Below are 12493 nucleotides of genomic sequence, written 5' to 3'. Positions count from 1 at the left end.
GGCTATTCGCCCCGGCGCCGCAGCCAGTCCATCACCGCGGGCCGCACCGATTGCGCGCCGCTGGCACGTGCCGCGTCGATCACCGCGCGCGCCTCGGCCAGGTCCGACTTGCGCAGCATGTGCTTGACCGGCCCGATGGACGCCGGCCGCATCGACAGCGCCCGGAACCCGATGGCCGCGAAACACAGCGCCTCGACCGGGCGGCCGGCATCCTCGCCGCAGAACGACAGGGGCGTGCCGGTATCCTCGCAGCGTTTCACGATCTGTTCCAGGAAGGTCAGGAAACTGACGTTCAGCGTGTCGTAACGCCGCCGGACGCGTTCGTTTTCACGGTCGGCCGCGAAAAAGAACTGTTTCAGGTCGTTGCCGCCGATCGAGATGAAATCGGCCATCTCGTAGAACTGGCGCGGCGCAAAGGCCATGCTGGGCGTTTCCACCATGGCGCCGATCTCGACCTTTTCCGGCAGGGGGCGGCCCAGCCGTTCCTCGCGCTCCAACTCGCGCAGCAGGTGGTCGCGCGCGGCGCGGAACTCGTCCAGCTGGGCGATCAGCGGGAACATCACCGTCAGGGGCCGCCCGTTCGCCGCCCGGATCAGCGCCTGCAACTGCATCCGCATCATGCCGGGGCGGTCCAGCCCCACACGGATCGCGCGCCAGCCCATCGCCGGGTTCGGCTCCTCCTGCGGTTTCATGTAGGACAGGACCTTGTCGGACCCGATATCGAGGGTGCGGAACGCCACCCGCTGGCCCTTGGCCGCCTCGATGACGCGCGCATACAGCGCGGCCAGCTCGCTGCGGCGAGGCACCTTGGACCGCACCAGGAATTGCAGCTCGGTGCGGAACAGGCCCACGCCCTCGGCCCCCGAACTGTGCAGCGAGGGCAGGTCGGCCATCAGCCCCGCGTTCATGGTCAGCGCGATGCGGTTGCCGCACAGCGTCCGCGCGGGTTCCTTGCGGATCGCGGCATAGCGTTTCTGCGCCTTGGCCTGCATCGCGATCTTGTCGGCAAAGGCGGCGGCGACGGTTTCCTCGGGGCGCAGGTGCACGATGCCCTGTTCGCCGTCCACCAGGATCGGGTCGCCGTTCAGCGCCTCGGTGGTGATGCGGCCGGCATGGATGATCAGCGGGATCGCCAGCGCGCGGGCCACGATCGCGGCATGGCTGCCGACCGACCCCTCCTCCAGCACGATGCCGCGCAGGGATCGCCCGTAATCCAGCAATTCCCCGGGCCCGATATTGCGCGCGATCAGGATCGGGTCGGCGGGGCGTTCCGCGCCGGTCTTGTCGCCCTGGCCGGTCAGGATGCGCAACAGCCGGTTCGACAAATCGTCCAGGTCGTGCAGCCGTTCGCGCAGGTACGGGTCGGGCACGGTCTGCATCCGGGCGCGGGCAGCGGATTGTTCCTTTTCCACCGCCGCCTCGGCCGACAGGCCGCGGGCGATGTCCTCTTCCATCCGCCGCTTCCAGCCGCGGGAATTGGCGAACATTCGATAGGCTTCCAGCACCTGCAGCTGGTCCTTGTCGCCGTTATTGGCCGAGTTCAGCATCTCGTCGACGGTGACGCGCAGCCGGTCCACCGCCTCGTTCAGCCGGGCCAGTTCGGTTTCGGGGTCGTTGGCGATGGGGTTGGTGATGACCACGCGCGGTTCGTGCAGCCAGACATGGCCGACCGCCACGCCCTCTTGCCCCACCGTGCCCTGCAGCATCACCGGGCGCTGGTGCAGCGCGGCCAGCGCATCGCCCTCGCCGACGAAGGCGCCCAGTTCCGTCATCTCGGCCAGCACCATGGCGACGACTTCCAGGGCATAGACCTCGTCCTCGGAATACTGCCGCCCTTCCTTGGACTGGACGACCAGCACCCCCAGCCGTTCGCCCAGCCGCTGGATCGGCACGCCCAGGAAGGACGAGAAGATTTCCTCCCCCGTCTCGGGCATATAGCGGAACCCGCGTTCCTGGGGCGCGTTGCCGGTGTTGATCGGGCGCGCGGTCTTGGCCACCCGGCCCACCAGCCCCTCGCCGACCCGCAGGCGCGTCTGGTGCACCGATTCCGGCTTCAGCCCCTCGGTCGCGCACAGCTCCAGCGTGTCGGGGTCGCGGAACAGGTAGATGGAACACACGTCGGTGCCCATCTGCGCGGCGATGATCGTGGTGATCCGGTCAAGCCGTTCCTGGCCCGCGCCCGGCTCGGCGAGGGCCTCGCGCAGGCGGCCGAGCAGCCTGCGGCTGGCACTGTCGGTTTGTTCGGGCATCTGCCCCCGCGTCAGGCTGCGCTGTCCAATCCGAACGCATCATGGAGGGCTTGCACGGCAAGTTCCATATATTTCCGGTCGATAAGGACCGAAATCTTTATCTCGGAGGTTGTGATGACCTTGATGTTTATCCCTTCGGCGGCGAGCGCATCGAACATGCGCGAGGCGACGCCCGCGTGGCTGCGCATGCCGATGCCGACGACCGAAACCTTGGCTACGTCGGTATCGGCCACCAGGTCGTGGAAATTGATCTCGCCGCTTTCCTTGGCCTTGTCCATGGCGTCCTTCGCGCGGGCCACCTGGTTGACCGGGCAGGAAAACGTCATGTCCGTCCGGCCCTCTTCGGAAATGTTCTGCACGATCATGTCGACATTGACGCCGGCGCGGGCCAGCGGGCCGAAAATGGCGGCCGCGATGCCGGGGCGGTCGGCGACCGAGATCAGCGTCATCTTCGCCTCGTCGCGCTGATAGGCGACACCCGAGACCACATTCTGTTCCATGATTTCCTCCTCGTCGCAGACGAGCGTGCCGGAATTGTCGTCGGTATCTTCAAAGCTGGACAGAACCCGCAGCTTGACCTTGTAGCGCATCGCCAGTTCGACCGACCGGGTCTGCAGCACCTTGGCGCCCAGGCTGGCCAGTTCCAGCATCTCCTCGAAGGCGATCTTGTCCAGCTTGCGCGCCTTGTCCTCGATCCGCGGGTCGGTGGTATAGACCCCGTCCACATCGGTATAGATGTCGCAGCGCACCGCGCCGAAGGCCGCGGCAAAGGCCACGGCGGTGGTGTCCGACCCACCCCGGCCCAGCGTGGTGATCCGGCCCTCGGGACTGATGCCCTGGAACCCGGCCACGACGGCCACCTTCATGCCCTCGGCGAATTTCTGGTCGATATTGGTGCGCGGGATGTCCTCGATCCGGGCCGCCGAATGGGCGGAGGTCGTCTGCACCGGCACCTGCCAGCCCTGCCAGCTGCGCGCGGGGATATCCATTTCCTGCAGGGTCAGCGCCATCAGCCCCGCGGTCACGTTCTCGCCGGAACTGACCACCGCGTCGTATTCGCGCGCATCGAACAGGGGCGAGGTTTCCTCGACCCAGCCGACCAGTTCGTTGGTCTTGCCCGACATGGCCGACACGATGACGATCACGTCATGGCCGCGCTCGACCTCGCGCTTGACCTTCTCGGCGGCGTTCCTGATCCGCGCCAGGTCGCCCACCGAGGTGCCGCCGAATTTCATCACGAGAACTGACATGCCGGCCTTTCCGCCCCGACTGGTTCCGCGCCCCTCTAGGCCGCGGCGCGGACAAGATCAATAGGGCAGCGGCTGGCCGTTCCAGGTTTCGAAACAACCGGTGCCGTCCAGATCCAGCGCGGCGAACCGCGCGCGCAGGCCCGCGCTGGCCTCGGCCACGTCGATATCGGCCGCCGCCCCGCCCATGTCGGTGCGCACCCAGCCGGGGTGATAGATGCCCACCGCGATGCCCATCGGTTTCAGGTCGACGGCCAGGTTGCGGCCCAGGTTCAGCGCCGCCGCCTTGGACGCGCGATAGATATACGACCCGCCCGGCGCGCGTTCGCTCGATCCCATGGTGGACGCGATGATCGCCACCTTCGGCGCGTCGGCCCGGCGCAACAGCGGCAACAGCGCCTGCACCGTCAGGAACACGCCGGTGACGTTGGCGGCGAACATCTGCGCCCACATCGCGGGCGGATAGCCGGTTTCCAGCGCCTCGTGCTTGTCCAGGTACTGGCCCGCGTTGCAGACCAGCAGGTCGATGGGCTGGCCGGCCAGCCGCGCGGCCAGCGCCTCGTGCTGCTTGCGGTCGGTGACGTCCAGCGCCTCCCAGCGGGCGCCCTCGATGCGGGGGGCGTCGTCGGCCCGCGTGGTGCCGATGGGGGACATCCCCTCGGCGGCATAGTCCTGCAACAGGCGCAGCCCGATGCCGCGATTGGCGCCGGTGATCAGCGGGGTCATGGCGGCGGTCCTTCAGTTGGTCTTGCGTCCGGGGGTGAAGGGCAGGGGGGCGATCGGCACGCCCTCCTCGATCAGCTTCTTCGCCTCGTCCAGCTTGGCCTCGCCATGGATGGCGCGGCGCGGGGCCAGCCCCGCGTGCATCTCGCGCGCCTCCTGGGCAAAGCGCAGGCCCACGTAATCCGACTCGGCCTCGATCTTGCGCTTCAGCTCGGCCATCGCCTGTTCGGCGGGGGTGGCGGGTTTCGACAGGGGCCGGTCGGGGCGGTCTTCGGCGGGGGCGGCGTCGCCGCCGATGCGGGGTGCCATCAGGCTTTTCTCGACCTGCGTGCCGCCGCAGACGGCGCAGGTCACCATGCCCGCGGCCTGCAGGCTGTCAAAGGCGTCGGCCGACTGGAACCAGCTTTCGAAACGGTGGCCCTCGGCGCAGCTCAGCGCGTAGCGGATCATGTCCGAACCCTAGCACGGAAACGTTCCGCCGACAGATAACCGTTGCGTGGGGGAATGCAACGCCATGGCCGCGCTTGACCCTGCATCGCGCCGCGATACGTCAATCCCAGTTCGCATTTGCCCACAGGATGACCCGCATGCGCCTGTTTGCCGCCCTTTTGTCCGCCGCCGTGACCGCCGCCGCCCCCAGCGCGCAGGCGGCGCAGGGGTTCAGCTTTGCCTCCATCGACGGGGGCCAGATTTCGCTGGACGCGTTCCGGGGCCAGCCGGTCCTGGTGGTCAACACCGCCTCGCAATGCGGGTTCACCGGCCAGTACGAGGGGCTGCAGAAACTGCACGACCGCTATGGCCCGCGCGGGCTGGTGGTGCTGGCCGTGCCCTCGGACGATTTCAACCAGGAACTGGCCAGCGAAGAGAAGGTCAAGGAATTCTGCGACGTGAATTTCGGCCTGACCCTGCCGATGACCGAGATCACCCACGTCAAGGGCAAGAACGCGCACCCGTTCTACAAATGGCTCGCGGCCGAGGCGGGGTTCACCCCGGGCTGGAACTTCAACAAGGTGCTTCTGGGCCCCGACGGCGCGGTGGTGGCGACCTGGGGGTCGTTCACGAAACCCACCGCGCCCAAGCTGACCCGCCGGATCGAGGCGCTGCTGGCGCAGTGACGCCGCTTTTCCTGGGCGCGGGAATCTATCGCGGCTCGTCCTACGGCGCGGGGCACCCGCTGGCGATTCCCCGGGTTTCGACGGTGATCGACCTTGTCCGCGCGCTGGGCTGGCTGCCCGCGTCACAATACCGCGCGTCGCCCCGCGCCAAGCCCGCCGCGCTGACCATTTGGCACGACCCCGATTACCTGGCCGCCCTGGAACGCGCCGAGGCGCGGCAGCATGTCACCGAGGCCGAGCGTGACCGCTTCGGCCTTGGCACCCCCGCCAACCCGGTCTTCCCCGAGATGTTCCGCCGCCCCGCCACCGGGGCGGGCGGGTCGCTCCTGGCGGGCGAATTGCTGAGGAGCGGCGGGGTGATCCACCATCCGGCGGGCGGCACCCATCACGGGCTGCGGGCGCGCGCGAACGGGTTCTGCTATCTCAACGACCCGGTGCTGGCGATCCTGTCGCTGCGCCGCGCGGGCGTGTCGCGCATCGCCTATGTCGATATCGACGCCCACCACCCCGACGGGGTCGAGACGGCGTTTCGCGACGATCCCGATATCCTGATGATCTCGGTCCACGAGGAGCGCCGCTGGCCCTTTACCGGCGCGCTGCCAGAGGTGGGCGCGGGCAACCTGTTCAACCTGCCCGTCCCGCGCGGGCTGAACGATACCGAAATGGCCGCGATCCGCGACCGGCTGATCCTGCCCCGCGTGGCCGCCCATGCGCCCGGCGCGATCGTGCTGCAATGCGGGGCCGACGCGGTCGCGGAAGACCCGCTGTCGCGCTTGTCTCTTTCGAACAATGCGCTGTGGGAGGTGGTCGCGGCGCTCAGGCCGCTCAGCCCCCGCTATCTCGTTCTGGGCGGCGGCGGATACAACCCGTGGTCGGTGGCGCGGGCCTGGGCCGGGGTCTGGGCGGTCTTGAACGATTTCGACATTCCGGCCATCCTGCCCGAACCGGGCCGGCAGGTGCTGCGCGCGCTGTCCTGGCCCGGGCGGCAGGCCGGCCGCCAGCCGCCCGCGCACTGGTCCGACACCCTGCGCGATGCGCCCCGCCCGGGGCCGCTGCGCCCCGAACTGGCCGACCGCCTGCGCCGGCTGGAGCAGAGGAGGCCCCCCGCATGATCCGCGCCTTCGCCGCGATCCCGCTGCCCGACGAGACGCGCGCGGCGCTGGGCCTGGCCCAGGCCGCCCTGCCGCTGGCCCGTCCCGTCCCGCCCGAGAACCTGCACCTGACGCTGGCCTTCCTGGGTGAGCTGCCCGAGCCGCTTCTGGAAGAGGTGCATTTCGCCTTTTCGGCGGTGCATGCGGCGGGCTTCGACCTGACGCTGCAGGGGCTGGGGATGTTCGGCACGCACCCGCCGCGCTCGGTCCATGCGGGTGTCGTCGAGAACGCGGCGCTGCGCCATCTTCAGGCCAAGCTGGAACAGGCCGCGCGCGGCGCGGGCGCCCGGGTCGAGCGCCGCCGCTTCACCCCGCATGTGACGCTAGCCTACCTGAACCCGCGCACCACCGACCTGCCGCGGCTGGAACGCGCGCTGGCCGGGGGCGCCGGGTTTCGCGCCGGGCCTTTCCCGGTCACCGGCTTCACGCTGTTCCGGTCCGACCTGTCGCGCGGCGGTGCGCGGCACACGGAACTGGCCCGTTACCCGCTTTCCGCTTCGTCTTGGCCCGCTTCTGGGCCATAGTAACCGCGTAGCAGGGGGGACGTCATGAGTTGGAGCATCGCACCCGGACAGGGTGTTGGCGAGTTGCGCCTCGGCATGTCGCGCGAGGCGGTGGAGGAACTGCCCGCGATGGGGCGTGCGCAGCATGTCTATCGCGGCTCGGGCGGGCGGCAGATGGAATATCGCGGCCTCGGCCTGCCGATCTGCGAATACCGCGACGGCGCGCTGATGCGCATCGTCGCCAGCCGCCATGTCGCGGGCGTGCGCATCGACGGCATGGACGTGTTCGCCAGCGACCCGTTGGCGCTTGTAAAGGCGCTGGAAACGCGGTTCGGCGCGGTCACGCTTTGCCAGGAACAGCTGTGCTTCCGGGCGGCGGGGCTGATCCTGGGCGGGTTTTACGAACCGCATGACCACCGCTTTTTCCGCCCCGATATCGAGTATCACGACGAACGCAGCGTGACACTGTACCAGCCGGGCACCTGCGCCGGATCCTGCGATGTCAGCGAGGCGCTCAGCTTTCTCTAGGCCGTCTCACGGGGTGGGCACGCCGCCCGACATGACCGTCACGAACCAGTCGGTGTCGATATTGCCGCCGCACAGGATCACGCCCACCCGCTTGCCGGCCATCATCCCCCGTTCGGCCATCAGCGCGGCCAGCGGCGCCGCGCCCGCGCCTTCGGCCACGTTGTGGGTGGTGCGGAAATACAGCCGGATCGCCTCGGCCACCTCGTCGTCGGACACCGCCACGATCCGCTCGGCGCCCGCGGAATAGATCGCCAGCGCCTCGGGCACGGGCACCCGCACCGCGATGCCGTCGGCAAAGGTGCGGGCGGTCTGCGTTTCAACGAAATCGCCCGCCGCCATCGAGCGCAGCACGCAATCGGCGTTCTCGGACACCACGCCCACGATCCGCGTGGACAGCCCCAGCGCATCGCGCGCCGCGATCGTGCCGCAGATGCCCGACCCGCAGCCGATCGGCACATAGACGGTGTGCAGGTCGGGCACCGCGGTGAACAGTTCGAACGCATAGGTCGCCACGCCGCGGACCAGTTCGCGGTGGAAGGGCGGCACGAAATGCAGCCCCTCGGCCTCGGCCACGCGCATCGCTTCCTCGCGCGCGGTGTCGAAATCGGCGCCATGCACGATCAGATCGGCCCCGAAGGCGCGCATGGCGGCGTTCTTCTCGACGGAATTGCCCTCGGGGACATAGACCCGGGCCACCATCCCCGCCGCGCGCGCGGCCAGCGCCTGGTCCTGCCCGTGATTGCCCCGCGTCGCGGTGACGATGCCGGGGCAATCGGGGTGGGTGCGCTTCAGCCAGTCGATGAAGGTATGCGCGCCGCGCACCTTGAACGCGCCGGTGGGCGTGTGGTTCTCGTGCTTGACCCAGACCTCGGCGCCGGTCTCCTCGGCCAGCAGGGGCCAGGCATGTTGCGGGGTCGCGGGCATGCGGGCATGGACGAAGGCGGCCGCCTCCTGCAACTCGTCCAGGGTGAACTGCGGGTCAGCCATGGTCGGTCCCTTTCGTGGCGGTCAATCCGGGTTCGCCGATCAGCCGGCCCAGGGCCGCCAGCAGCGGGTCCAGCCCCGCGCCGGCCTGTTGCTGGGCGGCGATGATGCGGGTCGCGCGGGCGGCCATCGCCGCCTGTGCGTTTTCGTCGATCTGGTCCAGGGCGCGGGCGATGTCGTCGGCCCCAGCCACCGGGCGGGCCGCGCCATCCGCGTCAAGTGCCGCGTAGACGCCTGCGAAATTCGCCACGTGCGGGCCATGCAGGATCGCCGAGCCATGCCCCGCCGGTTCATAGGGCGTGTGCCCGCCGCGATCCACCAGCGACCCGCCGACGAAGGTGATCCCGGCCAGGTCGTACCACAGCGCCATTTCGCCCATCGTGTCGGCCAGGTAGACGGCGGTATCGTGCCCCGGCGCCTCGCCCCGGGATCGCGTGGCAAAGGGCAGGCGCAGCCGCGCGATCTGGGCCGCGATCTCGGGGGCGCGGCGCGGGTGGCGGGGGGCAAGGATCAGCCGCAATTCGGGCCGCGCCGCATGCGCCTTGGCAAAACCGGTCAGCACCTCGCGGTCCTCCCCCTCGTGGGTCGAGGCCGCCAGAAGGGTTTCGGCGCGCGGGAAATGCGGCGCCAGGGCCGCCCGCGCGTCCGGGTCGGGCGCCGCGGCGGGGCGGGCGGCGGATTTCAGGTCGACCACCGGGCCCGCCTTCGCCTCGTCAAGGCCCAGCGCCACGAACCGCGCCCGCGCGCCCGCATCCTGCGCCGACAGGTAGGAAATCCGCCCCATCATCGGCCGCACCAGCCCCGGCAGCCGCGCCCAGCGGGCAAAGCTGCGCTCGGACATCCGCGCGCCCAGCACCAGCACCGGCCGGCCTCGCGCCGCCATCTCGGCCAGGCGGTTCGGCCACAGCTCGCTTTCGACCAGGATCAGCGCGTCGGGCTGCCAGGCGGCGATGAACCGGCGCAGGGTCGCGTGGTAATCCAGCGGCGCCAGCCGCACCGCGACCCGGTCAAGCCCCCATCCGCGCGCGAAATCGCGCCCCGTCAGCGTGTTGCAGGTGACCACCATCCGCGCCCCGGGCAGCCGGTCGAGGATGGCCCCGATCAGCGCCCGCGCCGAGGCCAGTTCCCCGTTCGAGGCCGCGTGCAGCCAGATCACCGGCCCCCGCGCGCCCCCCGCCGGGCCATGCCCGCCCAGCCGTTCGGCCGCCGCTCCGCGCTCGCGCACCAGACGCCACGCAAAGGCGGGCGCGGCGAAGGCAAGGAAGATCCGGTAGGGCAGCACGGGCGCTCCGGGCTTGGGGCTGACGCGACCAAGGGTTACGCAACCCCGCCCGCCGAGACAAGCGCGGGCGGTCAGGCGCAGACCACGATCTCGGTGCCCCACTCGGCACAGCGCGCGGCAAGGTCGGGGGCCAGCGGGCGGTCGGTGAAGAAACAGTCGATTGCCGCAAGCGAGGCGATGCGCGCGGGCGCCGAACGGCGGAACTTGGACTGGTCGGCCACCAGGAAGGTGCGCCGCGACTGGCGCAGGATCGTCTGGCTGACGCCGACCTCCTGGATGTCGAAATCCAGCAGGTCGCCGTCGCCGTCCAGCGCCGAACAGCCGATCACCGCCAGGTCGAACTTGAACTGCCGGATCGTTTCGGCCGCCAGCGTCCCCACCAGCCCGCCATCGGACCGGCGCAGCGTGCCGCCGGTGACGATGATCTGGCAGTCGCGGTTGGCCACCAGGATGTTCGCCACGTTCATGTTGTTGGTCACCACCATCAGGTTGACGTGGTGCAACAATTCCTGCGCCACCGCCTCGGTCGTGGTGCCGATGTTGAGAAACAGCGAGATGTCGGACGGCACCCGGGCCGCGCAGGCCCGCGCGATGGCGCGTTTCGCGTCCTGGTTCAGCGAGCGGCGTTCCTCGTAGCCGATATTCGTGGTCCCGGACGGCAGGATTGCCCCGCCATGGACCCGTTCCAGCCGCCCGGCCTCGGCCAGTTCGGTCAGGTCGCGGCGGATCGTCTGAAGGGTGACGCCGAAATGATCGGCCAGCCCCTCGACCGTGACCTTGCCCTCGCGCCGCGCGATCTCGAGGATCTCGGGGTGGCGGATCGTCTGCGACATGCGCTCGTTCCTTTTCGGGAATCTTCGCATGGCGGCGGCGGGCGCTCAAGGCCCGGCATCGACGCCCGGCAGGGGCGGCGCCGGGCCCGGGCCGCAAGTCGCCACCGGCGCGGGATCTGGCGGGGGGGCATGGGCCGCCGGGCGGCAAGCCCTTGAAAAGACGGGTCTTGGCAAAACGAAAAATAACGAAAGCAAGACGCTTTCCTTTCGGATCAATCTGCGGCATAAAGTCCGGGCGTTGCGCGAAGGGAGGAACGCGTGTCGGCAAAGGTCATGGACAGCCCGGTCGATCTGTTCGTCATCGGTGGCGGGATCAACGGCTGCGGGATCGCCCGCGACGCCGCGGGCCGCGGCCTGACGGTGCGCCTGGCCGAGATGAACGACCTCGCCTCGGCCACCTCCTCGGCCTCGACCAAGCTGTTCCACGGCGGGTTGCGCTACCTGGAATATTTCGAATTCCGCCTCGTGCGCGAGGCGCTGATCGAACGCGAAACGCTGTTGCGCGCGATGCCGCATATCAGCTGGCCGATGCGATTCGTCCTGCCTTATCATAAGGATATGCGGTTCGAATCCGCCACGCCAACCTCGCGTGTCCTTGCGCGGGTCATGCCCTGGATGAAGGGGCGGCGCCCCGCCTGGCTGATCCGGCTGGCGCTGATGCTGTACGACACGCTCGCCCCGCGCCGCATCCTGCCGGGCACCCGCACGCTTGATCTGCCGGGCACGCCCGAGGGCGCGCCGCTGCAGGACCGGTTCCGCCACGCCTTCGAATATTCCGATTGCTGGGTCGAGGATTCGCGGCTCGTCGTGCTGAACGCCCGCGACGCCCAGGCCCGCGGCGCCGAGATCCTGCCCCGCACCCGCGTGTTGTCGGCGCGGCGGGACGGCGGGCTGTGGGTCATCGAAACGAAAGATACCGAAACCGGTGAACGCCGCACCCACCGGGCGCGCGCCCTGGTGAACGCCGCCGGCCCCTGGGCGGGCGCGGTGATCCACGGGGTCATCGGCCTGAACGCGCAGGACAATGTGCGCCTCGTGCGCGGCAGCCATATCGTGACGCCGCGGCTGTACGATCACGACAAGTGTTATTTCTTCCAGGGCACCGACGGGCGGATCATCTTTGCCATCCCCTATGAAACCGATTTCACCCTGATCGGCACCACCGATGCCGACCATGCCGACCCGGACGCGCCGCCCGAATGCACGCCCGAGGAACGCGATTACCTGATCGCCTTCGCCAACCGGTATTTCCGCCGACCCATCGGGCCAAAGGACGTGGTCTGGACCTATGCCGGCGTGCGCCCGCTTCATGACGATGGCGCCTCCAGCGCGACGGCGGCCACGCGCGACTATACGCTGAAGGTGGACGCGACGGGCGGGGCGCCGGTGCTGAACGTCTTCGGTGGCAAGATCACCACCTATCGGCGGCTCGCCGAGGCGGCGCTTGACCGGTTGGCGCCGCATTTCCCCGGGCTGCCGGGCGACTGGACGGCGGGCGTGCCGCTGCCCGGCGGCGATTTCCCGGTCGATGGCGTGACGGCTCTGGTCGACGGGCTGCTTGCCGATTACGCTTTCCTGACGCGGCCCTGGGCGCTGCGGCTGGTGCGGGCCTATGGCACCGAGGCGCGCGCCATGCTGGGCACGGCGACGCGGGCCGCCGACCTGGGCCGCGATTTCGGCGCGACGCTGAGCGCGCGCGAGGTCGCCTGGCTGATGGACCGCGAATATGCCCGCACCGCCGAGGACGTGGTCTGGCGGCGCAGCAAGCTGGGGCTTCGGATGGGCGCGGATCAGATCGCCGCGCTGGACGATTGGATGGGGGAACGGCGCCGCCAAAGCGCGCCGGCCGCCGCCGAATAGGGGAGCGAAGGGGAGGAG

The 12493-nt window shown here is 69.6% G+C and carries 12 protein-coding genes; 5 read left to right on the top strand and 7 right to left on the bottom strand.

Going from position 1 to position 12493, the window contains the following annotated elements; translation table 11 throughout:
- Nucleotides 1-2 precede the first annotated feature (2 nt).
- Genes ptsP through EV662_RS00340 form a run of 4 tightly spaced genes read right to left on the bottom strand, consistent with a single transcriptional unit; the run spans nt 3 to nt 4669 of the window.
- Complete coding sequence (gene ptsP / locus EV662_RS00355; protein ID WP_132460150.1) at nt 3-2249, bottom strand: phosphoenolpyruvate--protein phosphotransferase; 2247 nt, start codon at nt 2247-2249, stop codon at nt 3-5.
- Between the two features lie 11 nt (nt 2250-2260).
- Nucleotides 2261-3499: an aspartate kinase gene (locus tag EV662_RS00350; RefSeq protein ID WP_132460149.1), complete on the bottom strand. Its 1239-nt coding sequence runs from the start codon at nt 3497-3499 to the stop codon at nt 2261-2263.
- Nucleotides 3500-3556: 57 nt separating this feature from the next.
- Nucleotides 3557-4222 (bottom strand): SDR family NAD(P)-dependent oxidoreductase, encoded by a 666-nt coding sequence (locus EV662_RS00345; RefSeq protein WP_132460148.1) that lies wholly within the window; start codon nt 4220-4222, stop codon nt 3557-3559.
- Nucleotides 4223-4234: 12 nt separating this feature from the next.
- Nucleotides 4235-4669 (bottom strand): DUF1178 family protein, encoded by a 435-nt coding sequence (locus EV662_RS00340; protein WP_132460147.1) that lies wholly within the window; start codon nt 4667-4669, stop codon nt 4235-4237.
- Between the two features lie 137 nt (nt 4670-4806).
- Between EV662_RS00340 and EV662_RS00335 the strand changes: the two genes are divergently transcribed.
- From EV662_RS00335 to EV662_RS00320, 4 genes are read left to right on the top strand one after another with little or no spacing between them, the layout of a single operon-like run.
- A complete protein-coding gene (locus EV662_RS00335) occupies nt 4807-5334 on the top strand; it encodes a glutathione peroxidase (protein ID WP_243695720.1) in 528 nt (175 codons plus the stop codon).
- Nucleotides 5331-6446 (top strand): acetoin utilization protein AcuC, encoded by a 1116-nt coding sequence (locus tag EV662_RS00330; RefSeq protein ID WP_132460145.1) that lies wholly within the window; start codon nt 5331-5333, stop codon nt 6444-6446. The genes EV662_RS00335 and EV662_RS00330 overlap by 4 nt, the downstream gene beginning before the upstream one ends.
- A complete protein-coding gene (gene thpR / locus EV662_RS00325) occupies nt 6443-7009 on the top strand; it encodes an RNA 2',3'-cyclic phosphodiesterase (RefSeq protein WP_132460144.1) in 567 nt (188 codons plus the stop codon). Before EV662_RS00330 ends, thpR begins: the two co-directional genes overlap by 4 nt.
- A gap of 24 nt (nt 7010-7033) precedes the next feature.
- Complete coding sequence (locus EV662_RS00320; RefSeq protein ID WP_132460143.1) at nt 7034-7516, top strand: hypothetical protein; 483 nt, start codon at nt 7034-7036, stop codon at nt 7514-7516.
- 6 nt (nt 7517-7522) lie between these two features.
- Here the strand turns inward: EV662_RS00320 and EV662_RS00315 are convergent, their stop codons facing one another.
- The 3 genes from EV662_RS00315 to EV662_RS00305 all read right to left on the bottom strand — a co-directional run bounded on the left by EV662_RS00315 (nt 7523) and on the right by EV662_RS00305 (nt 10615).
- Nucleotides 7523-8503: a threonine dehydratase gene (locus tag EV662_RS00315; RefSeq protein WP_132460142.1), complete on the bottom strand. Its 981-nt coding sequence runs from the start codon at nt 8501-8503 to the stop codon at nt 7523-7525.
- Complete coding sequence (locus tag EV662_RS00310; protein WP_165915469.1) at nt 8496-9782, bottom strand: 3-deoxy-D-manno-octulosonic acid transferase; 1287 nt, start codon at nt 9780-9782, stop codon at nt 8496-8498. The genes EV662_RS00315 and EV662_RS00310 overlap by 8 nt, the downstream gene beginning before the upstream one ends.
- Before the next feature lie 71 nt (nt 9783-9853).
- Nucleotides 9854-10615, bottom strand: coding sequence for a DeoR/GlpR family DNA-binding transcription regulator (locus tag EV662_RS00305; RefSeq protein WP_132460141.1), 762 nt, complete (start codon nt 10613-10615; stop codon nt 9854-9856).
- A 273-nt stretch (nt 10616-10888) separates the two neighbouring features.
- On the opposite strand from EV662_RS00305, the gene glpD reads away from it, so the two are divergent.
- Nucleotides 10889-12475, top strand: a complete 1587-nt coding sequence (gene glpD / locus EV662_RS00300) for a glycerol-3-phosphate dehydrogenase (RefSeq protein WP_132460655.1) — start codon at nt 10889-10891, stop codon at nt 12473-12475.
- The last annotated feature ends 18 nt before the right edge of the window (nt 12476-12493 follow it).

Origin of the sequence: Rhodovulum marinum (assembly GCF_004343075.1) — a bacterium.
In the GTDB taxonomy this organism is placed as follows: domain Bacteria; phylum Pseudomonadota; class Alphaproteobacteria; order Rhodobacterales; family Rhodobacteraceae; genus Rhodovulum; species Rhodovulum marinum.
This window is presented reverse-complemented; position numbering and strand designations above follow the sequence as displayed.

What these genes read in the sequence shown, in the direction of transcription:
- EV662_RS00315 (WP_132460142.1), bottom strand. Translation starts at nt 8,503, where the DNA reads ATGGCTGACCCGCAGTTCACCCTGGACGAGTTGCAGGAGGCGGCCGCC.
- EV662_RS00340 (WP_132460147.1), bottom strand. Translation starts at nt 4,669, where the DNA reads ATGATCCGCTACGCGCTGAGCTGCGCCGAGGGCCACCGTTTCGAAAGC.
- EV662_RS00335 (WP_243695720.1), top strand. Translation starts at nt 4,807, where the DNA reads ATGCGCCTGTTTGCCGCCCTTTTGTCCGCCGCCGTGACCGCCGCCGCC.
- EV662_RS00305 (WP_132460141.1), bottom strand. Translation starts at nt 10,615, where the DNA reads ATGTCGCAGACGATCCGCCACCCCGAGATCCTCGAGATCGCGCGGCGC.
- EV662_RS00320 (WP_132460143.1), top strand. Translation starts at nt 7,034, where the DNA reads ATGAGTTGGAGCATCGCACCCGGACAGGGTGTTGGCGAGTTGCGCCTC.
- EV662_RS00350 (WP_132460149.1), bottom strand. Translation starts at nt 3,499, where the DNA reads ATGTCAGTTCTCGTGATGAAATTCGGCGGCACCTCGGTGGGCGACCTG.
- glpD (WP_132460655.1), top strand. Translation starts at nt 10,889, where the DNA reads ATGGACAGCCCGGTCGATCTGTTCGTCATCGGTGGCGGGATCAACGGC.
- ptsP (WP_132460150.1), bottom strand. Translation starts at nt 2,249, where the DNA reads ATGCCCGAACAAACCGACAGTGCCAGCCGCAGGCTGCTCGGCCGCCTG.
- EV662_RS00345 (WP_132460148.1), bottom strand. Translation starts at nt 4,222, where the DNA reads ATGACCCCGCTGATCACCGGCGCCAATCGCGGCATCGGGCTGCGCCTG.
- thpR (WP_132460144.1), top strand. Translation starts at nt 6,443, where the DNA reads ATGATCCGCGCCTTCGCCGCGATCCCGCTGCCCGACGAGACGCGCGCG.